Source organism: Oleiphilus sp. HI0043, from assembly GCF_001634935.1.
Genome location: NZ_LWEY01001611.1, coordinates 24,439 through 50,235 on the forward strand (window position 1 = coordinate 24,439; position 25,797 = coordinate 50,235).

Annotated in this window: 23 protein-coding genes and 4 tRNA genes; 8 read left to right on the forward strand and 19 right to left on the reverse strand. The window is 44.3% G+C overall.

Annotation, left to right across the window (positions count from 1 at the left end; translation table 11 throughout):
- Positions 1 to 63: 63 nt before the first annotated feature.
- From A3729_RS24155 to A3729_RS24205, 11 genes are all read right to left on the reverse strand, one after another.
- A complete protein-coding gene (locus A3729_RS24155) occupies positions 64 to 987 on the reverse strand; it encodes a rhomboid family intramembrane serine protease (RefSeq protein WP_068506814.1) in 924 nt (307 codons plus the stop codon).
- Entirely contained in the window at positions 984 to 1,955 is a 972-nt protein-coding gene (locus A3729_RS24160; RefSeq protein ID WP_068506816.1) for a metallophosphoesterase, read from the reverse strand. Before A3729_RS24160 ends, A3729_RS24155 begins: the two co-directional genes overlap by 4 nt.
- 3 nt (positions 1,956 to 1,958) lie before the next feature.
- On the reverse strand, positions 1,959 to 2,843 hold the full coding sequence (locus A3729_RS24165; RefSeq protein WP_068506818.1) for an NAD(+) kinase: 885 nt from the start codon (positions 2,841 to 2,843) through the stop codon (positions 1,959 to 1,961).
- A gap of 187 nt (positions 2,844 to 3,030) precedes the next feature.
- On the reverse strand, positions 3,031 to 3,990 hold the full coding sequence (locus A3729_RS24170; protein ID WP_068506820.1) for a 1-aminocyclopropane-1-carboxylate deaminase/D-cysteine desulfhydrase: 960 nt from the start codon (positions 3,988 to 3,990) through the stop codon (positions 3,031 to 3,033).
- Positions 3,980 to 5,281, reverse strand: coding sequence for a hypothetical protein (locus tag A3729_RS24175; RefSeq protein ID WP_068506822.1), 1,302 nt, complete (start codon positions 5,279 to 5,281; stop codon positions 3,980 to 3,982). Before A3729_RS24175 ends, A3729_RS24170 begins: the two co-directional genes overlap by 11 nt.
- Before the next feature lie 501 nt (positions 5,282 to 5,782).
- Positions 5,783 to 5,859, reverse strand: a tRNA-Asp gene (locus A3729_RS24180).
- Positions 5,860 to 5,911: 52 nt separating this feature from the next.
- Positions 5,912 to 5,987, reverse strand: a tRNA-Val gene (locus tag A3729_RS24185).
- 99 nt (positions 5,988 to 6,086) lie between these two features.
- Positions 6,087 to 6,163 (reverse strand) — tRNA-Asp (locus A3729_RS24190).
- A gap of 41 nt (positions 6,164 to 6,204) precedes the next feature.
- Positions 6,205 to 6,280: transfer RNA gene (locus tag A3729_RS24195), tRNA-Val, on the reverse strand.
- A gap of 197 nt (positions 6,281 to 6,477) precedes the next feature.
- Positions 6,478 to 7,758, reverse strand: a complete 1,281-nt coding sequence (locus A3729_RS24200) for a DUF2846 domain-containing protein (RefSeq protein ID WP_156494988.1) — start codon at positions 7,756 to 7,758, stop codon at positions 6,478 to 6,480.
- Between the two features lie 160 nt (positions 7,759 to 7,918).
- Positions 7,919 to 8,845: a hypothetical protein gene (locus A3729_RS24205; RefSeq protein ID WP_068506828.1), complete on the reverse strand. Its 927-nt coding sequence runs from the start codon at positions 8,843 to 8,845 to the stop codon at positions 7,919 to 7,921.
- A gap of 253 nt (positions 8,846 to 9,098) precedes the next feature.
- Between A3729_RS24205 and purE the strand changes: the two genes are divergently transcribed.
- Both purE and A3729_RS24215 read left to right on the forward strand, forming a co-directional pair.
- Positions 9,099 to 9,587 (forward strand): 5-(carboxyamino)imidazole ribonucleotide mutase, encoded by a 489-nt coding sequence (purE, locus tag A3729_RS24210; protein ID WP_068506833.1) that lies wholly within the window; start codon positions 9,099 to 9,101, stop codon positions 9,585 to 9,587.
- Positions 9,588 to 9,590: 3 nt separating this feature from the next.
- Complete coding sequence (locus tag A3729_RS24215; protein WP_068634377.1) at positions 9,591 to 10,724, forward strand: 5-(carboxyamino)imidazole ribonucleotide synthase; 1,134 nt, start codon at positions 9,591 to 9,593, stop codon at positions 10,722 to 10,724.
- A gap of 40 nt (positions 10,725 to 10,764) precedes the next feature.
- On the opposite strand, the gene A3729_RS24220 is transcribed toward A3729_RS24215, so the two are convergent.
- Positions 10,765 to 11,070 carry a hypothetical protein gene (locus A3729_RS24220; protein ID WP_068511619.1) on the reverse strand — a complete coding sequence of 102 codons (306 nt, stop codon included), beginning with the start codon at positions 11,068 to 11,070 and terminating at the stop codon, positions 10,765 to 10,767.
- A gap of 30 nt (positions 11,071 to 11,100) precedes the next feature.
- Complete coding sequence (locus A3729_RS24225) at positions 11,101 to 11,346, reverse strand: hypothetical protein (RefSeq protein WP_068511616.1); 246 nt, start codon at positions 11,344 to 11,346, stop codon at positions 11,101 to 11,103.
- A 207-nt stretch (positions 11,347 to 11,553) separates the two neighbouring features.
- Here A3729_RS24225 and mnmA point away from each other — a divergent pair, with 207 nt between their 5' ends.
- The 5 genes from mnmA (at position 11,554) to purB (ending at position 17,483) form a co-directional block, all read left to right on the forward strand.
- Positions 11,554 to 12,678: a tRNA 2-thiouridine(34) synthase MnmA gene (gene mnmA, locus A3729_RS24230; protein ID WP_068511612.1), complete on the forward strand. Its 1,125-nt coding sequence runs from the start codon at positions 11,554 to 11,556 to the stop codon at positions 12,676 to 12,678.
- A 78-nt stretch (positions 12,679 to 12,756) separates the two neighbouring features.
- Positions 12,757 to 13,386, forward strand: coding sequence for a high frequency lysogenization protein HflD (hflD, locus tag A3729_RS24235; protein ID WP_068511610.1), 630 nt, complete (start codon positions 12,757 to 12,759; stop codon positions 13,384 to 13,386).
- A gap of 173 nt (positions 13,387 to 13,559) precedes the next feature.
- Positions 13,560 to 15,182 (forward strand): methyl-accepting chemotaxis protein, encoded by a 1,623-nt coding sequence (locus A3729_RS24240; protein ID WP_068511607.1) that lies wholly within the window; start codon positions 13,560 to 13,562, stop codon positions 15,180 to 15,182.
- Positions 15,183 to 15,267: 85 nt separating this feature from the next.
- Positions 15,268 to 15,999 carry an START domain-containing protein gene (locus tag A3729_RS24245; RefSeq protein WP_068511605.1) on the forward strand — a complete coding sequence of 244 codons (732 nt, stop codon included), beginning with the start codon at positions 15,268 to 15,270 and terminating at the stop codon, positions 15,997 to 15,999.
- A gap of 98 nt (positions 16,000 to 16,097) precedes the next feature.
- Positions 16,098 to 17,483, forward strand: coding sequence for an adenylosuccinate lyase (purB, locus tag A3729_RS24250; RefSeq protein WP_068507443.1), 1,386 nt, complete (start codon positions 16,098 to 16,100; stop codon positions 17,481 to 17,483).
- Positions 17,484 to 17,562: 79 nt separating this feature from the next.
- Here the strand turns inward: purB and A3729_RS24255 are convergent, their stop codons facing one another.
- The 5 genes from A3729_RS24255 to A3729_RS24275 form a co-directional block, all read right to left on the reverse strand.
- On the reverse strand, positions 17,563 to 18,666 hold the full coding sequence (locus tag A3729_RS24255) for a hypothetical protein (RefSeq protein WP_068507446.1): 1,104 nt from the start codon (positions 18,664 to 18,666) through the stop codon (positions 17,563 to 17,565).
- A 79-nt stretch (positions 18,667 to 18,745) separates the two neighbouring features.
- On the reverse strand, positions 18,746 to 19,432 hold the full coding sequence (locus A3729_RS24260) for an SGNH/GDSL hydrolase family protein (RefSeq protein ID WP_156495221.1): 687 nt from the start codon (positions 19,430 to 19,432) through the stop codon (positions 18,746 to 18,748).
- 286 nt (positions 19,433 to 19,718) lie between these two features.
- The gene (locus tag A3729_RS24265; protein WP_068507449.1) at positions 19,719 to 20,471 is read right to left on the reverse strand and encodes an SGNH/GDSL hydrolase family protein; all 753 of its coding nucleotides are present in this window, start codon (positions 20,469 to 20,471) and stop codon (positions 19,719 to 19,721) included.
- Positions 20,472 to 20,583: 112 nt separating this feature from the next.
- On the reverse strand, positions 20,584 to 22,428 hold the full coding sequence (locus tag A3729_RS24270) for a cache domain-containing protein (protein WP_068507450.1): 1,845 nt from the start codon (positions 22,426 to 22,428) through the stop codon (positions 20,584 to 20,586).
- 3 nt (positions 22,429 to 22,431) lie between these two features.
- Positions 22,432 to 23,616, reverse strand: a complete 1,185-nt coding sequence (locus tag A3729_RS24275) for a hypothetical protein (protein WP_068507451.1) — start codon at positions 23,614 to 23,616, stop codon at positions 22,432 to 22,434.
- A gap of 106 nt (positions 23,617 to 23,722) precedes the next feature.
- On the opposite strand from A3729_RS24275, the gene A3729_RS24285 reads away from it, so the two are divergent.
- Complete coding sequence (locus tag A3729_RS24285; protein WP_082880538.1) at positions 23,723 to 24,517, forward strand: AraC family transcriptional regulator; 795 nt, start codon at positions 23,723 to 23,725, stop codon at positions 24,515 to 24,517.
- Positions 24,518 to 24,629: 112 nt separating this feature from the next.
- Here A3729_RS24285 and A3729_RS24290 read toward each other — a convergent pair whose 3' ends face one another.
- Complete coding sequence (locus A3729_RS24290; RefSeq protein ID WP_068507457.1) at positions 24,630 to 25,751, reverse strand: cupin domain-containing protein; 1,122 nt, start codon at positions 25,749 to 25,751, stop codon at positions 24,630 to 24,632.
- Positions 25,752 to 25,797: the final 46 nt, after the last annotated feature.

Below are 25,797 nucleotides of genomic sequence, written 5' to 3' on the forward strand. Positions count from 1 at the left end.
TACATATGTGAACTCCGTTAACCTCGGGCCAAAACATTTGGCCCGGTGGATAACGGAGTTTTTTTATACTTTCTTTTCTATAACACGCTCATTCACATACAGGGTAATTGCCGCCCAAACCAGACCCGACAATAGGCCATACAGGTGTGCGGCATTAGCCATTCTCCCCCAACCCAACCACTCAGTGACAGGCGTATAACCAAGCAGTAGCCAGACCAAGCTAAACTTTAACAATACATTAGGGAAAAAGATGTTTTTATCAAACATCTTCCATAACCAGCAATAACCTACCAAACCATATACCACTCCCGACAAACCACCGAAGAAGTACCCAGTTTCGAGAAGCTGAGCAATATTTGAAATAATGGAAACAAACATCGTCAAGGCAATAAACGAAACGGAACCTTTTTGCATTTCCAGCTGGCCACCAAGCACCCACAACATTAACAGGTTGAAGGTGATGTGCATGACGTTGAAATGGATAAAATCCGGCGTAACCAAGCGCCAGACCTGGCCGCTGATAAGCACATCAAGCATTGCATTCCAGCGCCCACTGACTGAGTTCATATCCAAACCGGAATTAAAGGGATCAACGATCAAAAAAGATCTAAGCAGCGCACCGCCTTTACCAAAGTCGGTTAGAAAAGCAAAAGCCACACTAACAAAGATAAGTGTAAAAATCACAGGAGCTTGGCTTGGTTTAGCCCTCGTGTATGCCACCAGGTCCCTCGGCTTACGAAACACTTCACGACGCCGATGCTGGTCCTGCATTTTATCAAGCTGCTCAGCTAGGCCACTACGATACTGAGGTTCTGTCATGTAGCGTTCAAGCGCACTCAAGACCTGCTCCTCATAGCCTTCATCATCTAGAATCAAAGCTTGTTCACCCTGATTTTCAATGACTCGATGGGCCACGCCCTGAAAATGGAGCCATTGACTAAAGTCCGAAAGATCCAAGTCTAGTGGAATGGGTGGTATGCGACTCATGTCCGGGTAACGTCCACCGACACAAACTTGTCTTTACTCAAGACTCTCTCGCCATCCATTCGGTAAGCCACCAGCTGGCCATATTTCACCGCGCTATAATCCAGGCAAGCAATATTGCATTGAATAGGCTCTGGCTCACCAGACATCCAGTAATGACCCACAAATACGGGCGCCTCTGTTGTTGGGTAGGTCAGTAATTGCTGCTTCTCTATCGCCGACAAAGGACGCTCAGCCATTTCTGGCGGCAGTGGGTCGGGTTGAAAGACAACATCATTGTATATCTGGGGATCATCACTCCAGAACTTTGTGCGAAACATGCTTCTCGCCAAGCCATCTTTGCCTAGAATGGTTTCACCGTTTGGCAGCTCCAATGCGGTACCGCGAGTTAACTTGTCAATAATTCGGCTAGCGAAAGAACCAGAGACCGCAGACTCGTGCAAAAAGTCCATACTAATGCAATGGTCTGGGGAATAAGATTTTAAACGTTCAATCGCTAAACTATCCCAACAAGCATGAACCACTCGGAAGTCTTCTTTTTCAATAAAAAGAGGGATTTCATGAAACCACGATAGAAACTTGTGCCATTCGGAGCGATGAGCATCAAACTGCTCCAAGGTCTCTCGAATAAGTCTGTGATGACGAGCGTTGTGCTCGCGCAAATACTGCATGCCACTACCTTGACGACCCTCTGTGCAGTAACACATTGCATTGTATTCGTGATTGCCCAGGACAATTTCGGCCTGCGATTGGTCGACCATGTCTTTTACAATATGCAGAGCTTCTCGAATTCGAGGGCCTCTATCAACAATATCACCCACAAAAATCACTTTGCGTTGCGGATGACGGTAGCAACCTTGCTTGTTCTCATAACCCATCTTTTTCAACAGACGTTCAAGGGAGTTACCACAACCATGAATATCACCAATCAGGTCATAGCCTTGCTTAACTTTTTTCTTAACAAATGCCATCTATTAACTACTTATCAGGTTATTGGCCCAGCCTAATTTCTCTCTACAGGTTTCATAGAAGTTATGAGAGGTAGGGTGAATCAAACGCACTTTATGTGGTTTTTTACTTATGTATACTGCATCGCCAGGCGCAACAGGGATGTGATGCTGACCATCACAGCTGACCTGCGGGTAAATCTCATTACCTTCACCAATCACAATTTTAATCTCACTTTTACCGTCAACAACGATTGGACGGCTACTGAGCGTATGAGGAAACATTGGAACTAATGAGATTGCATCGAGTTTAGGGTGCAAAAGAGGCCCACCGGCCGACAAAGAGTAAGCTGTTGACCCAGTTGGTGTCGAAACAATCAAACCATCTGAACGCTGACTGTAGACAAACTGACCCTCAATAAACAAGTCAAAACCGATCATACGAGTTGACTTACCCGGGTGAAGAACGATGTCATTCAATGCGGTACCAAAGCCAACCGGCTCGCCATTTCGCTTAACATGAACATCTAGCAGGAAGCGTCTTTCCTGAATATACTGCCCTGAAAGCACTTCTTTTACTTTCGATTCCAACTCAGTTGGTGACACATCAGTCAAAAAACCTAATCGGCCACGGTTTACTCCTAACAAAGGAACATTTGATTTAGCTAACTCTCGAGCAGCCCCCAACAAACTTCCATCACCACCCACTACGATCACCAGATCACACATTTCCCCCATCATTTTGACACTGGAAACCTGCAAACCATGCCCGGGAATTAAAGCACCGATATTTTCTTCAATGATTAGATAATAACCTTCATTAACCAGAAATTTTCTTAAACGACGCATCGTTTCTATGACCTGGGCACTGCCCATACGACCAATCAAACCGATATTACGAAAATGATCCATACCTTAACTAACCCTTATACTATGTAATAGCGTGATATATATGAGAGAGGACGATCGCTTCAAGAAGCACTCTACATTAGCCAATACTACACCGGCCGACACTAAGCACATAATAAATTAACAGACTCCAGACTTACAGCCTGAATACCGTTCTCACGACAATTCAGAGATTTGAACATGAGATTGTCTATGAAGACAGGAAACGCTGATAGGATTCACCAAATCCACGCCAGCCCTGTAGCCCGCCAGTATGAACAGCTAATACTCGCGCTCCCGCCTGGATTCTTCCTTGATGAATATACTCCGCCAGCCCATACATCATCTTTCCTGTATAAACAGGGTCTAGAACCAAACCATGCTCATCATAAACATCAGAAATAAATTCCGTCAGACGACTATTGATTTTGGCAAAGCCACCGAAATGATAGTGATGACATATTCTCCAAGGGTTAACCCTACTGGCACCTGATAACTGCCGCTCTACGCGATGCTCCAGGTCGTGAGCATTTTTTAGTGCAGAAAATCCAACACACTGGGCTCGACCAATATTTGCCTGAGCAATCCCTGCCAAGGTTGCGCCTGAGCCCACAGCACAAGCTATCAAGTCATAGTTAAGTTGCCCCGCATGATGCAAGGTATTAAATAAACTTTCGATTCCTAGCGTGCCTTGTCTACCTGCACCACCTTCAGGAACAACCCAGGCTTCGGGCATTGCCTCTTTATACATATCAGGTGTAGTGTTAGAAGCAGTGTGACGATACGTTTCACGATCAAGCCATTGAATCTTCATCCCCCACTTTTCGCAATCCTGCAGAGTAGATGTCAAATCGCCGTGTGGTTCACCTCGAACAATACCGACAGAGTCCAGATTCAATTGATTTGCGGCATAAGCCAAGGCATGCAAATGATTTGAGTGGGCACCACCAAAACTTACAATTTGTGATTTGCCCGCCGCGACAGCCGCTAGTAAATGATGCTTTAGCTTGTACCATTTGTTCCCCGATATAAAAGGATGTACTTTATCGAGACGCAGACAGTCCAGGGTCACTAGCTGATCTTTCGCAATCTCCAGAGGAAAGGAGTGAACTTCGGGTAGTACATCAAATTGCACACCCAACTCAGCAGTAGTTTTATTATTAGCCAGCATAACCTTTATGACTCTCACACATGTCACTCACTCCTTCCTGAAAATCACCCGGTGCGCTAACCTTGCTTACACTCTTTCCGCAAACTTGACCTACGCCTTCGGCATGCTGGCAAATTGGCTGATCAAAGTGTTCTAACCAAGCTAGGTACTGCTCCTCCGTGACATAACATTTTGCCGCTACGAAAGCGTTTGGGTTATCAACATAATCACGAATTTCACTCGCCGTCATGGTGATATGCCCAGCACCCGGGTGGTAGGCAACGTAGACCACATCCAACGCTTTCAGGCGGTCAAACATACCTTCATTGGTGCTGCTAGCGCCACGAGACTCACTCAATTCCTCAAGCTCAGATCGCAGCTGCTCCTCACGTTCCTCTCGATAAGCAAGATCTAAATCTTTGCGATCTAACTGCTCCTTCAGGAGAACCAGTTCAGCCTCCATTTTCTGACGCTCCAAGCGCTCCTTGTCACCCGCAGACGCACCTTTTAAGCGAGTCTCCAGTTTCGAAACTAGATCTGACTGATCACTGACCTGATCCTGAAGCTTTAAGAACTGATCATTTCGCTTACCTAGCTTGAGCTTTAGTTTTTCGTTTATCAGCTTAAGCTGTTCATTCGTTTGCTTAAGCTCTTGAATTTCATTCTTATAAGCATGCAGAATAATTTTCTGTTCACGATCTCCAAAATCAACATTTTGCTCACGACTAGACTCCAGAGTACGAATTCTTAGCCTCTGCTCCTTAAGCAAACGAGCCAACTTGGTTCGCTTTTCAACCTCTGTTTCCAAGCCCAAGTCATCCAACACCGGATCACTCGGTGAAAGAACTGGGATATCCGGCTCGGCTTTCTCAAATTGAAAGCGTAGTTTATTCAACTCGACCGCTTTCTTGAGTCGCAAGAAGTCATTCGACCCGGGCGTCATATCAGGATCCCATAGGTCGTTCAAATGCCAATTAATTGAACACTGCCCCCGGCAAGCCAAACGTATTGGCCCGCCACCTAAATCAGGCCCACTACCACTCACTTCAGCCAAGCGTTCAATTGGTACATTCCAACTTGCGTCAGCCTTGCCATCTTCGTCGAAATATAAAATGAAGAATACCAGCGCCTGGATCGTACCATCCTTGCCAATCACCGCATAAACTGCTTTAGCTTCTTGATCAGCGTAATCTGGTAAAGCACCCAAGCCGTCTAACATTGCCTCGAACTCCGAGAACATCAAATGTTTCGTTACTTGCTGATTTTCAACAAAGAAGACAGCCTCATATGAATCTGACTTTCTAAACCCCATAACTACCTCGTTAAGATGCGCATAGAAATTGCGCACCCAATAAATCTAAAACTACAAATCAGTTTAGTTGATAACCAAGGAAGCACACGTTTAAAAAAGAAAGGATATGTAACGCTGCCCGGACCTATTTCACAGATATAAAAAACTATATGAACTGAAGGTATTAAGGTATGAATAGCGATTGACGTAGATTCGTCTAGTTCAAGCAGTTTTATCGTGGGTGGTATTAATAAAAGCGGGGATAATTAGCTGGAGGGGAATATAGAAGGCAATGCTGTTACATCTCAACAGCATCGTCCTCAAACTCTTCATCGTCATATTCCAGCCATCCGGAATCCAATACTTCTTCTTCATATTCGTTCATTTCTATCTCCTTTTGATTGTTTCAAAAGCAAGCGTATAGAAGAAATATGACAGAAATAAGTCAGACATCTCAAGAAGTATATAATTTGAGGTTTTCTTATTGAGAAATGAGTAAGAGTTAAGGACTGTAAATTTAAATGGCGGACCGGACGGGATTCGAACCCGCGACCCCCGGCGTGACAGGCCGGTATTCTAACCAGCTGAACTACCGGTCCGCATACTTTAAATCTTACATTCACTACCTTCACACAAGAACAGTGCTAGTAGTGGTGGGTGGTACAGGGATCGAACCTGTGACCCTCGCCTTGTAAGGGCGATGCTCTCCCAGCTGAGCTAACCACCCATTTGGGTAGACCTAATTCTAACATTGTCACGCAGCACCTAAGATGCTCCTTTGTTAGAAACCACCTCTTTCAAGGTAGCAATCGAGTTGAAGTGTAAATGGCGGACCGGACGGGATTCGAACCCGCGACCCCCGGCGTGACAGGCCGGTATTCTAACCAGCTGAACTACCGGTCCGCAACAAACTTTACATTTCAATTTCAAATCTAAAAAAGATTTGGTGGGTGGTACAGGGATCGAACCTGTGACCCTCGCCTTGTAAGGGCGATGCTCTCCCAGCTGAGCTAACCACCCAACTCAATTGAGATGCGTATCTTAATGATTTCTTAGAAGCTGTCAATTAGAAATCAGCTTTTTTTTGCATAAATATGCAATTAATTTTCACAAGTCTCATATCTAGAAAAAACGTGAGGAAAAATCAAACAAACAGTTTAATTTTCAACCGATTAAATTAGATACTCCACCCATTTTTAGCGACTTTGCAACCAGCCCTAATTCAAAGACTGACGAATCAGGTCCACATTCTCGCGCCGCTGCTCACTCATTTCTTTTTGTTCAGGCTCAGGCTCTTCTTTAGATTCGAGCTGAAAGTAAGCATACCACGGTTCACCATCATCGACCGTTTCCTCCTCTCGAGGCACTGGAGCCGGCGCTATATTACCTGCTCTCGCTGCTCTTTCGAGACGATCTAACTCCAACTCTTCATTCAAGGTCAATTGAATTTTCGGCTCACGCCAAGGAGCCAACCAGTTTCGCCTTATTTTTCGCTTATCATCAATAGCGGCTAGATATTCATCAACATCATCCGCAAGCAGGTACAACTCCTGCTCCAAGGTTAAAGGCTTATCTCGTCGTAACTCCCGATACAAATCACTAGGCAGATAGAAAATCGGGAAGCCCCACATAAAGTTATTCGACCACGGCCAAATCACGGTAAACCAACCGTATTCTTGCATTGTGCCATCAAGTACCTCCTGAGCCTTATCAGCGTCAGTCGGGTGCCAAAACGAATGCGTCAAATAGCGAGTCTTGGGCATTTCCTTCATCGCCATTTCCCTTTCAACCAACTGCACATCGGCTGTTGCCATTTCATCTTCCGGCTCTATTAAAGAGTGCCTAATTTCAGGGAGCGACACCTCAGAATGTCGAATATAGGTAATCGACCCAGCGTCCAGATTCATACCAATATCAGCCTGTAAGTTAAGATCAAAAGCCATCATCACTTTATCATCGAAAGCTTCGAAACCAAATAACGGCATCAAGCTCTTGCGCACAGTAAAGTCATAACTTCCTGCTGGCAGCTCAACATAAGTGTAACTACCGGCACGAAGGTTAAAGATAATTTCGTCATTAATATAATAACTAGGTGCTTCCAGCTCTTCAGAGGCCCACTGACTGTTCGGCCGATAGAAGTAAACTAGTGCATTGGCTTCTTTATCCCACTCAGTATCATCGAGTTCCTTGAACATTTCGCCATCAGTATTGGGAAAATAGTAAGAACCCAGGTTTCGACCTGTCGACCAATAAATAGATGGATACCAACCTCTACCCTGCTTATGGAAAGGCTTCGAATAGGGCGCAGTAGTATCCGCCTTCACCTGACCAGAACTCAAAGCCAGCGGAAAAATCGCGCAGGCAAGCACAATAGAAAGCGCATAATAAAGAAAGGAGCGGGATGGTTTGCCCACAACGCTCTTTAATGATTGCTTAACCTCAGCAACGCGACCCAAGCTCACAGAGTAAGCGCTTCGTTGGCAAGTTTTGAAACTCACAATACCGTCCAATGTATCGTTTCCTATAGATGTACAGCTTTATATTTATTCGAGCAGCAAGACTAGCTACCCATCACAATCAGGCGGACAGTTTAACAGCTAGTTAATCTAATTTTTGCGATCTACCGCATGTCATCGAGAATCCGAATACCTGTAAAGACTATCTCACCCCGGGATTTGCACTAGAAGAAGACAATTTACCCAAGCTCGCCTCCAAATCAATGACTCTTTTTATAAGCTGGCGGCGACTTTCATCTATCGACAGCAAGCTTTCCTGGTTTTCTAATTGAACTTTGGCGCTATCACTCATACGAGCCTGTAGCGCAGCAATACGTTTTTCAAACTCTTGAGTACTCGAATCGAAAGTGCTCAATTTTTCATTAAACTGCGTCAAAAACTCTTCTCGTTCAGCTCGAGTAATTGACAACTCCCCTGACAACGAAGCTATACGACCATCTAATACTGACATCCCTTTATCAGAGTCCGCTTTCAATGCTGATAATGAAACCTCATGAGTAGCTAAAGATTTTTGACTCTCGGCAAGCTTTTTCGTTAGCGCTTCTATTTTCTTTTCATGACCTTGAATAGTTTTACGATTCCTATCATAAGACACACCCCACAGCTTTCGAACCTCCGACTCCAGAAAAGCCATTTTCTTCTCTGCAGATGTGCCGGTTTGCATTAGTTCAGCACCCGTTTCACTAACCTCCCCTTCCAAACGAGCCAACAACAACTTGCTTTGCCCTATAAATTCGTCAGCACTAGACAAGCGCTCCTCTAAACCGACTACCGTTTGGGATTGCTGCCAATATAAGTATGATAAGCCCCCCAAAGCCAGAAGCATTAACAGCAACAGAGAAACGACTAAAGGTGAAGCAGATGATTGAGAGGCTGCAACCGGGGCGCGCACCTCGGACGAACGCACAGCATTTACTGTAGAGCTAGAGCCTGAACCGGCCTTTCCTACTTGCTGTTTTTTGTTGCCGATATCATCTCTTTTGCCTGCCGATGCCTTAGCAGATTTATTCTTATTCTTTCGACTATTATAAAGATCCAGATCATCTCGGTCCGGCCGCAAGCTATCCATTAAATTTCCTCTGCACTAATCATCTCAGGTATCTGTACGCTTAAATTCCAACTACCGCCGGGTTACCATGCACCAGCCAGTCAAAAGCAGATTCTAGCGCCTGCGCGCACCTTTGTCCTCCAATAAAACAATTCTATTTGCATGAAACCTGATGAATCACTACTATATGCGGTCTTTTTTTATCCAGACACTAATTCTCTGGGTAATCACGTGCCTTGGCATCAAGGCCAGACAGTTAGTGAGAGGTGACAAGATGCAGCCAGTAGTTGGGATAATCATGGGTTCAAAGTCGGACTGGCCGACAATGGAACACGCGGCCAACATGCTAGACGAGTTAGGTGTAGCCTACGAAGTTAAGGTCGTTTCTGCACATCGCACCCCTGACCTCTTATTCAACTATGCCAAAACAGCTGAAGAGCGCGGCATTCAAGTTATAATTGGTGGCGCTGGTGGCGCAGCACACTTACCTGGAATGGCTGCCTCACAAACCAATCTACCTGTGTTTGGCGTACCTGTTCAATCTAAAGCATTAAACGGCCTCGACTCCCTTCTATCTATTGCACAAATGCCTGGCGGAATCGCTGTTGGTACACTGGCTATTGGTGTCGCCGGGGCAAAGAATGCAGGTCTACTTGCAGGCCAGGTGATCGCATTGCATGATGACAAAGTCAAAGCTGCTCTCAATAAGTTCCGCCAGACGCAAACAGAAACAGTATTAAGCCAACCAGATCCACGAGGCTAGGCAATGAAGAAAATTGGTGTACTGGGCGCTGGGCAACTAGGCCGAATGCTCGCTTTGGCGGGATACCCTCTGGAGCTGGACTTTCACTTTTATGATACGTCCGGTTCTCCTAGCGTTGGACTTGGAGACATTACTATCGACACCGAGGCCAAGCTCGACAATCCGGCCTTAGCGGACTTCCTGAATGACGTTGATGTCGTCACTTATGAATTTGAGCACCTTCCAGCGCAACTAACACAATACATCGAAAGTAAAAGTACACTTTATCCCCCCTCAAAGTCTATTGAAGTCTGTCAAAATAGAGCTGAGGAAAAGGCACTATTTACCAAACTTGGAATTCCCACTCCTGCCTACCATATCGTCAACTCCCTTGAAGAGTTAAAAGCGGCTGTCGAAAAACTAGGTTGCCCAATCGTCACCAAGACAACGCGAGAAGGCTATGACGGAAAAGGCCAGTTCGTTATTCGTCAAGCAGAACAATGCGAAGCAGCATGGCAGGCTATTGGCGAAGGTAAAAATGGCACAAACACACTTATTGCAGAAGCATTCGTAAACTTTTCTCGAGAGCTGTCAATTATCGCTGTACGCTCAGCTGATGACAGCATGAAAGTCTACCCACTAGCAGAAAACGACCACCACGAAGGCATTCTGCGCTATTCCATCGCACCTGCAGCTAAGGTCGCGGACGATATAAATGCTCAAGCAAATCAATATATTAAAGAGTTAATGCATGAGCTAGGGCATGTCGGCATTTTAACACTGGAATTATTTGAAACAGAAAACGGCTTAGTCGCTAATGAAATGGCACCTCGAGTCCATAACTCTGGGCACTGGAGCATTGAAGGCGCACATTGCAGTCAGTTTGAAAACCATTTGCGTGCTGTCAGCGGCCTACCTTTAGGTTGCACCGAAGCGCAAAAGCTCACCTGCATGATCAATATTATTGGTGAAAAAGGTGATACCGGGAGTATCTTGTCACTTCCTTACGCCAACCTTTATTTGTACGGAAAAGAAGAACGCGAAGGACGCAAACTAGGGCACGTGACTGTGCAAGCAGATAGCCACGAAGAACTTGCCTGGCGAGTAAAGAATGTTGCGAGTTTTTTGCCTGGAAGCCCTGAATTCAAACATAGTTAAACCGATTCAAAGGCAGAAACCCCAAAAGCAGCTTGAGACACTAGAAAAACTCAAGCTCGCTTTCTTCAAACCAGTCTTCTTCCTCCAAACCCTCACTAACTTCCGCAAATATCATTTCTTTATTGGTCTGTTTTATTAATAAACGACAGACAATTGGCAAGTCATGAATCTGTGCCAATAGGTGGCTATCCACCAAGAAAAGCCTCTCATGAACTTCGTAATCAACAGGTGCGTCCAGCTCTAACAGCTCATCCTGACACAATTTAGGCAAGCCCATTCTGAGAATACAGTGATGAAGCAGCAACTGGTTTTTCAAGTCTCCCAAAAAGCGATTAGCTAGCTCCATACACCAATTTTCCTGGTACTGCACAATTGTTTAATTTTGCGCTTCAATACTAGGCATTGTTTCCCTGAGAAAAGCTCCAGAAACACTTAAATACATTAAGATAGAAAGATCTTCAGAACTAGCCTCAATGGATACAGAAACAAAGCCATCAAGAGTAGATAACCTTTGTAGGTCATTATCAGTCTTTTTAATATAAGCACCTAAATTATCAAACTGTTTTGCACTAGCACGCTCAAACAACTCCAAAATTCGTGGCACAACTTGCACACTGCTCATTGATATTCCCTCAAGACTCTCTGATCACTTCATTATTCCCCAGTACCGTTACTATACAAAGTATAGACAGCAAACTAAATACTCCACCGAACATCTAGTAGCATAAAGGAGGCACTACCAAGTATAAAGGCAACAAGGTAGAATGCACTTTCTTCCAAACAAACTAACAAACTTACTTCAGCAGCTCACCGCTAATATATCCACCTTATGATACAAAATAGCTCTTCCCTACCCTCTTCTGTTGATCCAAGCCAAACACGCGTAATCGTTGGCATGTCAGGCGGTGTTGACTCTTCCGTTTCAGCACTACTCCTAAAACAGCAAGGCTTTCTTGTCGAAGGCCTGTTTATGAAAAACTGGGACGAGGACGACGGCACAGAATACTGTACCGCAATCGAAGACCTGAATGATGCCCAAGCTGTATGTGACAAGCTAGGTATTAAGCTTCATACCGCTAACTTTGCCGCTGAATATTGGGACAGAGTCTTCGAGCACTTTTTGGTTGAGTATCGCTCTGGGCGAACTCCCAACCCTGACATCCTGTGTAACAAGGAAATCAAATTCAAAGCCTTTCTCGATTATGCGAGTACCTTAGGGGCAGATTACATTGCGACAGGCCATTACGTGAGACGCGCTGACGATAATGGGCAAACCTTGCTATTAAAGGGGCTCGATAACAACAAAGATCAAAGCTACTTTCTACATGCTGTCAACCAAAGCAAATTAGCGAAAACCCTGTTTCCGGTTGGTGAATTGGAAAAGCCAGCTGTAAGAAAGCTTGCCGAAGAACATGATTTAATCACACATAACAAGAAAGATAGTACCGGCATATGTTTTATCGGAGAGCGAAAGTTCTCTGACTTTCTAAAGCAATACATCCCTGCGCAACCGGGTGATATTGAAACTGACAAGGGCGATATCATCGGCCGACACAATGGGCTTATGTACCACACTATTGGGCAGCGCCAAGGCTTAGGAATTGGTGGGCTCAGCGGCTATGACGAATCACCTTGGTATGTTGCACAAAAAGACCTTGATCGTAACGTATTAATCGTTGTTCAAGGCAGCAAGCACCCCCTTCTATACAGCAGCCAACTACAGACTCTCGAAACTGACTGGATCAACAAAGCTCCAAGTGAGTACCCTTTCCACTGCAAAGCTAAGGTGCGCTACCGCCAAGCTGATCAGGACTGCATTATTGAAAGTAACGACAATGGATGCTTAAGCGTATTCTTTGGGCAGCCTCAGCGCGCGGTCACACCCGGCCAATCGATTGCCTTCTATCTTGAAGATCAATGCCTCGGTGGCGCGATTATTGAAACAACGGAATAGACAGCTAAAACACTAGAAAGCTGAATTCCAAGACATGCTCAGCAATCATCAGCAAAGTAATTTTAAACAGTGAACTCTATGAACAAGACTCAACAACAAATACTTGCCCTAGCAGGGTTATTCCAGGCAATGTCAGCCGCTGACGACATTGCACAGAGCGGACAATGCAATCCTCAACACCTGGAAACTGCCTTAAATAGTCTGTTTATCACAAACCCGGATACCACACTATCGGTCTTTGGTGACCTTGCCAAACTTGAGAAAGGCCTTGAAGTCGTTCATGACCTACTTGCCAAAACTAATACTAAGGGGCACGTACTGCCCGTGCGCTACGCTCTTGCAGTCCTCCACCTTGAGAGAAAACTCAATAAAGATAAAGAAATGCTAGATGCACTTAGCCGGAAACTTGAGAGGGCACAACAGCAAGTAGAGCATTTTGGCCTGCTTCACGAAAATGTCATTGGCAGTCTCGCTGAGATTTACATGCAAACCATCAGCACCTTTTCATTGCGTGTACAGGTATCTGGCCATGAACGCCACTTGACCGTCGATCTGAACGCAGCAAAAATCCGCTGCCTGCTTCTCTCAGGCGTAAGGGCTGCAAACTTATGGCGACAACTCTCTGGCCATCGTTGGCACTTTATCTTTAAACGACGCGCGTTAGCAAATGAGTGCGAAAAACTATTAAGCCAAAGCAGAGCAAGCTAGCTGCTACATAATTATATCTGAAAACTATTACAGATCTACTTCAATTATTGATTAAATCCAGTAACTTGCATGAGAGAGACTTTGAATCTATATTAGGAACTTCTGCTCACGAATCAATCTATTTTGCAGTAAAATCACGACCCAACCATTACTGATTTCTTAAGGAAAACACTTTGTTTAGCAACCTTCGATTTGAAGTCAAAATTTGGCTACTTCTAGCTATTGCCATTATTAGCAGCTTATTCATTCAAGTTTTTGACCGGATTAATGAGCGAGATAACTTGCTCGAAAGTCGAAAAAGTGAAGTGAAGCATCTTGTTGAAAATGCGTCTTCGCTGCTTAGCTCATTCTACGAACGAAGAGATATATTGGGTGAAGCAGAAGCTAAAAAACAAGCCGTCAACGCTATCAGACACCTAAGGTACGACAATGGCAGCGGATATTTCTGGATCAATGATTATAGCGCGAAAATGGTGATGCACCCTATTAAGCCAGCACTGAACGGAAAAGACTTAAGCGAATTTACCGACCCTAAAGGCACGCAACTGTTTTCCGATTTTGTGAAAGTCGTACGCAGCTCTGAAAGCGGGTATGTCGATTATTATTGGGCTAAACCTGGAAAAGACGAACCTGTTGCAAAAACCTCATATGTTCAAGGCTTCAAACCTTGGAACTACATTATCGGCAGCGGTGTATATATTGACGATATCGATGAGCTATTCTGGAAAAAGTCACGATCGTCTATCTTCTTGCTTCTTGCCACGCTCATTGTCGTTGCTGTGATCGCTCGAATGATGACCCAAGACTTGGTCGAACCTTTAAAGCGAATCGTATCAGTCATGAAAGACGCTGCAAACGGAGACTTTCGACAAGAAATTGAGCAAACTGAGCGTCGCGATGAGCTAGGAGGTCTAAGCCGATCGTTCATCAGCATGCAAAGCGCCTTCCGTAGCTTAATCAATCACTGCAAACACGGCTCTGAAGAAATGTCGTCTTCTGCAACCGTCATAAATGACATTACATCAAGAACATCAGAAGGTGTTGACCAACAACACTCTGAGACCGAGCTTCTCGCCTCGGCAATTGAAGAGCTTGCCATGACAATTCAAGAGATTGCTAACAACGCTGCAGAAACCTCAGACCTGACTCACGAAGCAAATACTCAAATAAATCAAGGTAACGAGATGATGCGCAATACCATTGGTGCAATCAGCAGCGTCTCGGATGATATGACACAAGCCAGCCAAGTCATTAGCCAACTTGAAGCCGATGTTCAACAAATTGACACCATTCTTGGCGTCATCAGAAACATTTCTGAACAGACCAACCTATTAGCTTTGAACGCCGCGATCGAGGCTGCACGAGCTGGCGAAACAGGCCGCGGCTTCGCGGTAGTAGCAGATGAAGTTAGGTCTCTCGCACAACGAACTCATGAATCCACTGAAGAAATACAGGCGATGACTGAAGCTCTGCAATCTGCCGCTGCCAATGCAGTTAAAGTAATGGAGGCCGGAAAGATCCATACTCAATCTTGTGTGGATAATGCTTACAGCACCGGAGAGTGCCTAATGATAGCGGGTTCAAAAGTCGCTGAAGTCACCGATAGGAATAATATGATCGCTGCAACGGTGGAACAACAAGGCATCGTTGCGAATGAAGTCAGCAGCAATGTGGTCTCTATCAAAGAGGTCGCTCATGAAACCCACGAAGGTGCGACAACACTTTCACAACATAGCGAAGAGCTACAAAAGCTAACCAGCTCAACTCAGCAACTTCTTGAGCAGTACAAGGTATAGACTTGGAGAGAGCATATTTATAGCTCTCTTTTATTGTTATATTCATTTTATGCCTGATAAACACCGAGATAAGTAGACACATCTAATGAAAACCATATTACGCAAACCACTACACTTACTTATTTCAATCCCTCTACTAAGCTTGTGCTTTGCCCTAACCTGCTCTGCCAATAGCTGGAACTTGGAACATGATGACGACGGAATCAAGGTATATACTCAAGAGATAGAGGGTTCCTCATTCAAAGCATTTCGTGGTGAAACCTCGATTAAATCAAGCCTACATAACTTAATGGCCCACCATACAGACATATCTGCAATGGAACTATGGCTACAAGATTGCGCAAAGAGTGAAGTTCTTCGAAGAATATCAAATAAAGACTTTTATATTTACCAACGAACGAGTGCCCCCTGGCCTGTAAGCGACCGAGATTATGTACTACATGCCAATATTAAACAAGACCCCAAGACCTATGCTGTAACGATGACTTTCGAAGCCAGCACAGCCGTAAAGCAAAATCACGAAGACTGTGTACCTGTCACACAACTAACAGGTTATTGGCGCTTTACACCACAAGGTGATGGCTATATTTTTGTCGAATATGAAACGCATGCTGATCCTAGCGGAGACCTACCGGCATGGCTCGCCAACAGCTTCGTTGTTGACCAACCGTTAGGCACACTAGAAAAAATGCGTAGACGCGTCGAAAGCAATATCTATCAGCTGCCCAAAGAAATGTCGTACATCATTGAGCCACCATTACCATTAGCGATCAAAAATAAATCAATTTCCGAGCAAGCCACAAAACATAAGCAATAGACCGCACCCTCATGTATCCGTGACAAAAAGTGCAACTCAGGTCACATTTGTAGTATCATTGCCGCCCATTTTTTAAGCAGCAGAGAAAGAGATTACGAATGCAACTTTCATCTTTAACCGCAGTTTCACCTATCGATGGCCGTTACGGCTCAAAAGTCACTGACCTTAGGGATATCTTCAGCGAGTTTGGACTTATTAAATTCCGCGTAGAGGTTGAAATTCGTTGGTTGCAAACCTTGGCAGCCCACCCTCAAATTGAAGAATTAAAAGCCTTCTCTGCTGACGCCAACAAGTTCCTAGACGATATCGTAAGTAACTTCTCTGTAGAAGACGCAGAGCGCGTTAAAGAAATTGAACGCACTACAAATCACGACGTAAAAGCAGTTGAATATCTCCTAAAAGAAAAGTTCTCTGCAGCAAAAGGCGACTTCCCTGAATTAGAAGCCGATTCCGAGTTCGTTCACTTTGCTTGTACTTCGGAAGACATCAACAACCTATCTCACGGTTTAATGCTTACTAATGGCATGCAGAAGAGTGTTTTACCGTCAATGAAAGAAGTTGTAAACAAAATGGAAGAACTGGCACTTGAGCACGCTGAAATCCCGATGCTTTCACGTACCCACGGTCAAACAGCCTCGCCTTCTACAATGGGTAAAGAATTTGCAAATGTTGTTGCTCGTTTACGCCGCCAGTTGGCTCAAATCGAGAAAGTTGAAATCCTGGGCAAAATTAATGGCGCTGTAGGTAACTACAATGCTCACCTATCTGCCTACCCTGATGTTGACTGGGCTGAAAATGCTAAAACATTCATCGAGAGCCTAGGACTACAGTTCAACCCGTATACAACACAGATTGAGCCCCACGATTATATTGCAGAATTGTTTGACGCAATTGCCCGCTTCAACACGATTCTAATCGACCTAGACCGCGACATTTGGGCTTACATTTCAATGGCTTTCTTCAAGCAGAAAACAATTGCTGGTGAAGTTGGCTCTTCCACGATGCCTCATAAAGTTAACCCTATCGACTTTGAAAACTCTGAAGGCAACTTAGGCCTGGCAAACGCTATATTAGGCCACTTGGCAGAAAAGCTACCTATCTCTCGCTGGCAGCGTGACCTGACAGATTCTACGGTTCTTCGTAACCTAGGCGTCGGCCTGGCGCACAGCATCATTGCTTACCAGTCCACGCTAAAGGGTCTAAACAAGCTTCAAATTAACCCGGAGCGTTTAGCTCAAGACCTCGACAACGCATGGGAAATCATGGCTGAGCCGATTCAAACCGTTATGCGTCGCTATAAGGTTGAACAACCTTACGAGAAGCTTAAAGAGCTAACTCGCGGTAATGTAATGAACCAGGAAACGATTCAAAGCTTTGTGAAGACTTTAGATATTCCAGACCCTGCTAAAGAAGAGCTGCTGAAATTGACGCCTGCTACCTATATTGGTAACGCAATAGCGCAGGCAAACGCAATTAAGAGCTAACTTTCGAAAGATTATAAAAAAGGCGCATTGAGAAAACTCAACGCGCCTTTTTTCTTTCCATTTGAAGACTCTTAAGTAATCAGTTTCGCCCATAAACCCTTTCTCTGTTATAACGGAAGAAACCTAACATTTCTTCTTCCTTCTGGATGGTACTGGCCTCATTTTTAAAGTACTTCTCTCGCAAAGCGCTTAGCTTTTCTACTAAGGCTTCGCCTTCAAACTGCTCAGAGACAAGTGAACGCTCTTCCATATATGCGTAACCATTATTCCACCGATCCTCTCTCTCTTGGTCTCGCTTGGCCAACCATTCTATCTGGGACTCTTCGAATCCGATGAGCCGCCTCACTTCATTAATTTCATACTGACGTTCTTCACGTGTTAATGCACCGAGTTCACTTTGTACAGCATTAAGACCAAAGACAACTTGAGATAACATACCTTTCGAATCAAGCACCAAATCTTCAACAGAGCCAAAATAGTTTTCATCATAAGCGCTTTGCAATAGATAAACTCGGTCTTGCATGCTCATATCAAGTGACTGGTTAAGCATATTAACGGTAGAGAGCATCGACTCTCGTTTATCTTCTTCAGCACTTCGTTCTTTCTCCCAAATAGCTTCTGCTAACTCCTCACCAAAAATTTCATAGCGCTTTTGCCACAACATGCCTTGCTGCTGCAACGCAGGCATTTCATTCAGATCTAATATATTAGTCAAGAGCCACTCGTCATAGATATCAAGCATTGCTAATAAAGCAAGAATATCATCTACTAACTCGGGGAAAGCCGTTCGAATAATTCGCTCAAATATTTCCGCACCTGTATCTGGGTAGGACTGTATTAAGTCGTTACGCATTTCTTTCAAGCTTGCGTGAAAAGACGGTAAGTGTTTCTCACTTGAGTGTTCTTGAACCAGTAAGCTTACTAAGGCTTCAATCAGCTGCTCAATCTCACTAGGCTCCGCTTTCAAATACTCTGGAATCTGAGGAGTAGGCACATCAAGGTAATCCTCAGTCGAGGAAGATAAAGGTAATGAAGGGCCAAGAGAAACAGGCTCATAGTGCGAATTAAGTGGCTTTTGACTGGCAAATAACTGAATAAGGAAAACGCTTAGTGCGATACTGATAACAGCGATGCCACCCAACAAATAGGGTTTCAAATTTACGGCTTTATTGTGCTCACTCATATCTACTCTCTGAATTATTATCTTTAGACATTTCGAGAAAGCGGCGATCCCTGCCGCTCCAAAACTTACTACTCTGTTTTTATAGCAAAGGCTGAAGTACTGGCCAGATCTGTGCTGAAAGGTTATGAGATCCTTCCACGGTCGGATGAATATCATCACTTTCCACCTGAGAAGCAGGTACCGTTCCACGCGGATCTACAAAATGACAATTCGCATTACTCGACACGTCACAAGCATAACCCAGCAAGTCATCTCCATAATTCAATGCTTGAGTTAGATTCGCATTACCTCTAGGTAGCTCGTAATAGCCGAGCCATACAACATTATCGACGCCATCTGCATCCATTTGGTTTAGCAAGTTAACCGCGTTAACATACTGATCTTCAACTAAGCCACGGCAGCTGCTAGAAATGTTCCAGCGATACCACTTAGTACGGCAACCATAAGGGTCGAATAAAGTTGCCGGTATCAAGATATCATTACCGCCGCCATCCATGACAATCGTAGAAATATTCGCATCCGTTGCTTTCGCATCTTGGTACTGTTTGTCTACAGGTGTTGCTAATGAGCCACCCGATAACTCAGCGCCACTTTGCGTATAGTTTCGGAAAGTGGTAGCGGCATTCGCTTGAAGGTCCTCCTCAATTACACCATTCAAGTCGAATATCGAATCACCTAGCGTTACCACGTCCATACGCTGAGCGTTTTCTTCATAAGGGTTTCCCGTACAAGCAACCAAGGAACCGGCAATCGCTAGTGTCCCCACCAGCTTATTCTAGAGCCGCCTTTGTGATACAGTTTTCTTAGATTCATCGTTTTCATGCTTTCTCCAGTTGTTATTTTTGATATGGAGACATGATCCTATAATGATTAATTTAAGTTTAGTGAGGCGCAAAACGTACCAAATAGTGAATATTGTTCATATTTTGCACCCTCGATAATACACGAGCTAAAAAGAGAATAGATTTGTGATTTCATTCACAAAAAAGGGCCTTCCCTGGCCCCACTAACTATGTAAATCTAATTAAGTCGAGTGAATGTATTTACCCGAATTACAATACAGTCTGAAGCACAGGCCAAATCTGATTTGCCAAGTTAATAGATCCTTCTGGGGTTGGGTGAATATTATCGCTTTCAACTTGAGATGCTGGAACAGTGCCACGCGTATCGACAAATGAGCAGCTTGCATTCGTCGCTACATCGCAAGCATAACCAAGCAAGTCATCACCGTAATTTAAGGCTTTTGTGAGGTTTTTATTGCCACGAGGTAACTCGTAATACCCTAGCCATATCACGTTCTGAACATCATCACTTTCCATCTGATTGAGCAGGTTTATTGCATTAATATACTGATCCTCAATCAAGCCACGGCAGCTTCTTGAAATATTCCAACGCCACCAGTGAGTACGACACCCATAAGGGTCGAATAGCATTGCGGGGATAAGAATGTCGTTACCGCCGCCATCCATAACAATGGTATCGATATTTGCGTCTGTAGACTTAGCATCCTCATATTGTTGATCGACGGCTTTAGCCAAGGCACCACCAGACAACTCTGCTCCGCTTTGCGTGTAATCTCGAAAGGTCTCACCGGCATAGGATTCGAGCGTCTCTTGAATGACACCATTAAGATCAAAGATCGAGTCGCCCAGAGTAATAACGTCATTGCGATCTGCCACTTCTTCGTAAGGGTTACCTGTACAACCGACAACACTCACAGAAACTATACAGGCAGCTGCAAATTTGACAGCCTTAGCCATCTTCACTGGCAGGTCTATCAATTTTTTTTGTTTTAATCTAATCATTTTGCTTCTCCAGCTTTTTGATTGTTTTATGGAGAAACAACGATAACGCAGTCATGAATTTTTTTAGGTATAGGATTACGTACAGATCTCATAGATCAGTGCGCAATTTGCCTTAGGGTTCATTGCACATTCGTCTGGCCAAATCATCTCTAGCGTGCTGAATAAGTGTTAAAGGATCTCGCGCTACGGAAGTGAAAACATGCAAACCACCTAAAGGCATAATGCCCTTCTGTGTTATTTCACCGATAGACCGACAATAGTGCTTCAGGTTCCCGGCCGCATCCGGTTGTGAGGTTGAAGGCATCAATACCGCCACTTCATTTCGATCCAAACTAACAAGACTAAATGCGCTATCCAACTCTGTTGATAAGCACGCTTTAACCTCATCACGCCACTGAGACTCTATTCGCAACAATGCAAGGGCATGTGACGCTTGGTCGTCTCTGCCAATCAAATCAGTCAGGCGCGCTTCTAAACCTTTTTGGTTTAACATACCTGTTTCAGTATCATGAACATCCAACCATTTCCTCTCATCTACAATAGTTGGTTCAGCTAAAGGTGTCGCGATGACCAAAACTTGCCGAGACGAGATAGAGACAGACTCTTCCTGCTCTCCATAAACAGGCGTATAACGCCAAGAAAGGCAGTGCTGATGCCCTGACACAGAAGTGATATAAGCAACATGTTCAAACTCTGACAAAACCCCTCTAGTGATATCCTCAAGCCGCCGGGAGACTAAGCCCCCCTTAGCCTGAATGAGAGAATCCAACGAGCTCCCTTCGAGACTTTCTGAGCTTAATTCAAATAAAGATTTTAGATAGCGATTAACAGACAATAAGCGCCCGCCACCATCAACTACTGCGATACCCACAGGAACTGAGTCATTCACACTCTCTGATAATAGTTTCTCGCGCTCCAAAGCTTCTGTGCGTGCATCCAAAGCATTTGACGTTTCGACTGCCAAGCGCTCAACTGCATCGGCACGATGTAGCTTACGTAAAGGCTGGCGTAATAGTATAAATAGTAGAAATTCACCGACAAGCAACGCTAAGAAACTATAACTGAACGTTTGAGAGATCGTTTGATCTAATAAGGAGTAGTCTTCAGACACATTTGATATTACAACTAGTTGATTTTGCTGCAAAGGCATCGCCTTCAATTCATAAATATTTGGAGACAAATCCAAAACCTGAATTCGGCGACTTAATTCATCAAGAGAGTACGAACGCGAAGCCTGATCAAGCACGACTCTGCTTTCCAAGGGGTTGGTTAAAGCCATTAGATCACGCTCCCAAAATGGAGAAACAGGCAGCCCCTTGACCCCTGCACTAAATGGGTCCGTATTCTTGCTTAGCAAAACCGTATCAATATTTGAGACGTGCTGAAACCTAAGCATTACATTACTTAATGGCTCTGCCAGAACGATGACACCCAAAACATCCCCCTGATAAAGCATGGCAGTGTAAGTCACAATTCGGCAAACAGAGTTACAATCTACACGCCAAGAGGGCGCTTCTCTCTGGAGCACCTCCCTAACACTCTCTTGGTGTTGCAATGAGTCAGTCGAGTGTAATATACCAAGCTGAGTATCAAACAAAGCCAATACTGACAATCCCCCATCGGCTTGTAAATTCCAATCAAGCTCTTCTATTTCACTGCGAAAACTTTCGACATCGTTTCCCCGGATTGCCTCCATTAAAATTTTATTCAAACTTGCCGAGTTCGCTAGCTGTATCACTTTATCCGCAGAAGTTTCTATCAAACGATTTAATTGCTGTTCATATTGGGCATGCACAATAAGCCGGTTAGACTCAAACTCATGCGTTTTCCACTGAGACATCAACAAAGAAAAGACCAACACAATTAATGTGAATACAAGGCTAATCGCTCCAAACGTTTGCCAATTAATGTTAAAACCTTTGTCTTTCCATCCTGAGGGTAATGTCTCGTCAATCATCTACTACCACCTATAGGCGAGCTGAAAAAGAACTGCTGTCCAGTATGGATCCGGCTCGTCTGAAATCGAGTTATCACGACTAAACAACCTCGAGTAACCCTCAATATAATGAATCTCAGCGCGAAGAAGCCAGTTCTCATCAGGTCTAAATGCCAGACCAAAATTAGCATCGTCAAATGAGCTTTTTGGGTCTGACGAGCCCCTCAGCTTTGTTTGTTCATAGCGAACATACATTTCCCAGAATTCATCAAAACGATAAACACTCTGCAAGTAATAAGCTTCTTCATAAAAATCATTAACAGCCTCGCTTGCCAGTGCCGGAATATTAGTCTGGAATTTATGGCGCAAATACTCAAACGTGACAGACCATTGGAATTGGTTGTATTCAAGTGATGTAACGATATTTTCGGAGTAAAATGACGCGTCAGGTTCAACAATCATAAGCAAAGGGTCGTCACCTGCAGGAAACTCAACTGATACTTCGTATTCTGGTTTGAAGTACGTTATGGAGGCACGCCAACCATCAAACTCTTCTCCATATATTATTTTGGCTAACAGGCTACGATCTCCTTTGAGTTTGCTTGGAGAAAGTTGTGAGGCCTCTTCCAACTCATCTTTATCAGCAACAGGCTGGCTCAAGAAAAGTTGAAATGCTAAAGGCTCACCAGATAGGTCATAAGAACCAAAGAATTCCACACCATCAGCGGAATAAAAGGAGTTACGAGTCATGTCAAAATAAACGGCTTGCGGCATCACCACACCCGTTCGGGTATGGGGAATATCCCGAGTCTCATTATAAAAACCATAAGAAGAACGTATTCTCCCTAAACGAAGACCCAAAGAACGATCAAAACTCTGATAAATCGGGTAGCTAAAAAACCCGTAATCGAGACGAATATCTTCACCACTCGACTCACTAACCTTTCGACCTAATAACTGGGCGGAAACGCCTATAGACCCTTTGACCGTGGTAGAAAATAGTAAACCTGCCTCCCACATATCAAGCGAGGCCTCATCATCCGAGCGGCTCAGATAATCATAATCACTACTATAAATAACGCTTTGGCTAACAAAAGCCTCCCACGAGAAAGGTGTAAACCAGTCACCGTTTTCCTCAGCAAACAAGCTTGAAGAGTGAGAGCCAAGCAGCAAACTACTAGTAAACAGTAAGTATCTTAATATTTTCATTGTTCTGAATCTTTGTATCGTTATTATTGTATATATAGCCAATTGCCCCAGGGGTCATTGAGACACGCTCTATCATCTCACTCTCACTCTCAAGGCTAATTGGCGCTTGTCCCGTACCGGTATAAACCTGCCTATACCAAATAGACTCGAGTTGATTAGCCGATATCACTTTATCCATGGAGCAAGCTATTACCCTATTATTCATAAATCTCCAGGTCGCTTGAGTGTTGCCCTAACCTTCCCTTACAAAAAAAACCTAACGATTCAACAACGACGTTTTTGCGCCGAGGCGGTTTTCTCATATACCTTAAACTCTCTACGAGAAATAATTTGTTCCACAGTAACACCCCTTGATATATGTTTTGATTTTCCTGCGCCTACCTATTCACATCGCTACTTAAAGCACTTCGACTGCAAAGCAACTTTTAACCAACCTCTTTCGATCATTACGTTTGATGATCAACTATTATACAGAGATCTATCTAGCCACAACCCAACCTTGCACCAACTCTACCTTAATAAGTCTCTAGACCTCTGGCAAAAATCTGAACGATTGCAAGACTTCGAGTATCGTGCAATCAGCCAGATAATGCACAACCACCCAGAGTCTTTTAATAGTCAGAAGCTGGCATCCAAGCTAAATATATCTGTTCGAGGATTACAAAAACGGCTTAATAAGCACGGCGAGTCGTTTTCTCACCTTTCCAACATTGCCCGAAGAGAGCTTGCTAAAGTTTACTTATTTCAAATGAGGCAAAACATTGATTACACGGCTGAACAACTTGGCTTTCAAACAGCATCAGGCTTTAGGCGCTTTTTCAAAGCCGAATTTTCACAAACACCTATAGAGTTTCTCGAAAAGCATTGTTCAGCAAAAATTTGTTCCAATCTTGAAAACTAGGCGTCACCTTCTCCGCCTTTTTAATCTGGATATTATTAACGAAGATAGTAAGTCAAGCATGAGCTAGCTCAAACATAGCTCGAAGCACCTAGCGAGGCACAGTGACCTCTGCCTACAAATCTCCGAGCACTAATGCACCGCTTTCCAATAAGTTGGCAATAACGCTTTTATCCTGTTTATCTGAAACTAAATCTAGTATTCGCTGACGACAAAGATCTTGTCTGTCGGCGAGTTCTTCAGCCAATGCGGCTGAACATTTATAAGAAGTACCATCAACATAAAGCAGACACTCCTTGAAGGTGGTATAGGCAAAGCGTGAAGCAGGGTTACGCTGAATTAGCTCACCCTCACCAAGGAGCGACTCCCAATCCTCAATACTTTCGCCGACAAGCTCAAGCTCAGGATACTTCCTTTCCGTTACATACTCCCCTAGCCAGTTTGCAAGCAAGGTCTCATTGGTCAAGGCCTCGCTCAACATTTCACGCAAGCGAGTGATAGCAGCTTCAGGGATATTACCTCGGGCAGCTTTTAAAGCCTCGATGCTATCCTGATAACGCTCATCCTCTTTCAAGCCCTCCAAAGCTGCTGTCGCTACACCGTCGACAATATCTCGAATGCTCGGAGCGCGAAAACCAACTGAATAGGTCATGCTGTTTTCTACAGAGACTCCTAAGTGCGCATGCTTGGCGGGAATGTAAAGGATATCACCCGGTTCCAAGGTTACTTCCAATTTAGGCTCAAATTCAGTCAGGATACGCACAGAGGTATCTGGTACCAATTCACTGTCGGCGCTACAAACCTGACCTACTTGCCACTTTCTGCTCCCCTCTCCTTGAATTAGAAAGACATCAAAAAAGTCATAATGCTGGGAAACGGTTCCCCCAACCGGCGCATACGAAGCCATTATGTCATCCAGACGCCAGCTCGGTAAGAAATCAAAAGACCTTAAAATCTCCGCCACTTCAGGTGACCACTGATCAAGACCTTGAACCAGAAGCGTCCAATCCCTCTTGGGTAGAGTAGGAAACCGGCTTTCTTCAAAAGGCCCACACTCGACCTGCCACTTTTGATCAGACTGCATAATTATTCGGGACTCGACATCCTCCTCACAGGCTAAACCCGCTAATTCACTTGGCTCCAACCAATATGGGTCCGAAAAAGCCTTGGAAATAAGCATTGGTTTTTTTTGCCAGTAATTGAGTAAAAAATCCTGAACATCAAAATTGTGCAACATAGCGAGCCTTATTCTTAATTAGCAAAAAGCAGGTAAAGTCGGTAGA

Excerpts from the sequence above, each read along its gene's own strand:
- A3729_RS24155 (WP_068506814.1), bottom strand. The coding sequence starts at position 987 with ATGAGTCGCATACCACCCATTCCACTAGACTTGGATCTTTCGGACTTT.
- A3729_RS24160 (WP_068506816.1), bottom strand. The coding sequence starts at position 1,955 with ATGGCATTTGTTAAGAAAAAAGTTAAGCAAGGCTATGACCTGATTGGT.
- A3729_RS24165 (WP_068506818.1), bottom strand. The coding sequence starts at position 2,843 with ATGGATCATTTTCGTAATATCGGTTTGATTGGTCGTATGGGCAGTGCC.
- A3729_RS24170 (WP_068506820.1), bottom strand. The coding sequence starts at position 3,990 with ATGCTGGCTAATAATAAAACTACTGCTGAGTTGGGTGTGCAATTTGAT.
- A3729_RS24175 (WP_068506822.1), bottom strand. The coding sequence starts at position 5,281 with ATGGGGTTTAGAAAGTCAGATTCATATGAGGCTGTCTTCTTTGTTGAA.
- A3729_RS24205 (WP_068506828.1), bottom strand. The coding sequence starts at position 8,845 with ATGGATAGCTTGCGGCCGGACCGAGATGATCTGGATCTTTATAATAGT.
- purE (WP_068506833.1), top strand. The coding sequence starts at position 9,099 with ATGCAGCCAGTAGTTGGGATAATCATGGGTTCAAAGTCGGACTGGCCG.
- A3729_RS24215 (WP_068634377.1), top strand. The coding sequence starts at position 9,591 with ATGAAGAAAATTGGTGTACTGGGCGCTGGGCAACTAGGCCGAATGCTC.
- A3729_RS24220 (WP_068511619.1), bottom strand. The coding sequence starts at position 11,070 with ATGGAGCTAGCTAATCGCTTTTTGGGAGACTTGAAAAACCAGTTGCTG.
- A3729_RS24225 (WP_068511616.1), bottom strand. The coding sequence starts at position 11,346 with ATGAGCAGTGTGCAAGTTGTGCCACGAATTTTGGAGTTGTTTGAGCGT.
- mnmA (WP_068511612.1), top strand. The coding sequence starts at position 11,554 with ATGATACAAAATAGCTCTTCCCTACCCTCTTCTGTTGATCCAAGCCAA.
- hflD (WP_068511610.1), top strand. The coding sequence starts at position 12,757 with ATGAACAAGACTCAACAACAAATACTTGCCCTAGCAGGGTTATTCCAG.
- A3729_RS24245 (WP_068511605.1), top strand. The coding sequence starts at position 15,268 with ATGAAAACCATATTACGCAAACCACTACACTTACTTATTTCAATCCCT.
- purB (WP_068507443.1), top strand. The coding sequence starts at position 16,098 with ATGCAACTTTCATCTTTAACCGCAGTTTCACCTATCGATGGCCGTTAC.
- A3729_RS24255 (WP_068507446.1), bottom strand. The coding sequence starts at position 18,666 with ATGAGTGAGCACAATAAAGCCGTAAATTTGAAACCCTATTTGTTGGGT.
- A3729_RS24265 (WP_068507449.1), bottom strand. The coding sequence starts at position 20,471 with ATGATTAGATTAAAACAAAAAAAATTGATAGACCTGCCAGTGAAGATG.
- A3729_RS24270 (WP_068507450.1), bottom strand. The coding sequence starts at position 22,428 with ATGATTGACGAGACATTACCCTCAGGATGGAAAGACAAAGGTTTTAAC.
- A3729_RS24275 (WP_068507451.1), bottom strand. The coding sequence starts at position 23,616 with ATGAAAATATTAAGATACTTACTGTTTACTAGTAGTTTGCTGCTTGGC.
- A3729_RS24290 (WP_068507457.1), bottom strand. The coding sequence starts at position 25,751 with ATGTTGCACAATTTTGATGTTCAGGATTTTTTACTCAATTACTGGCAA.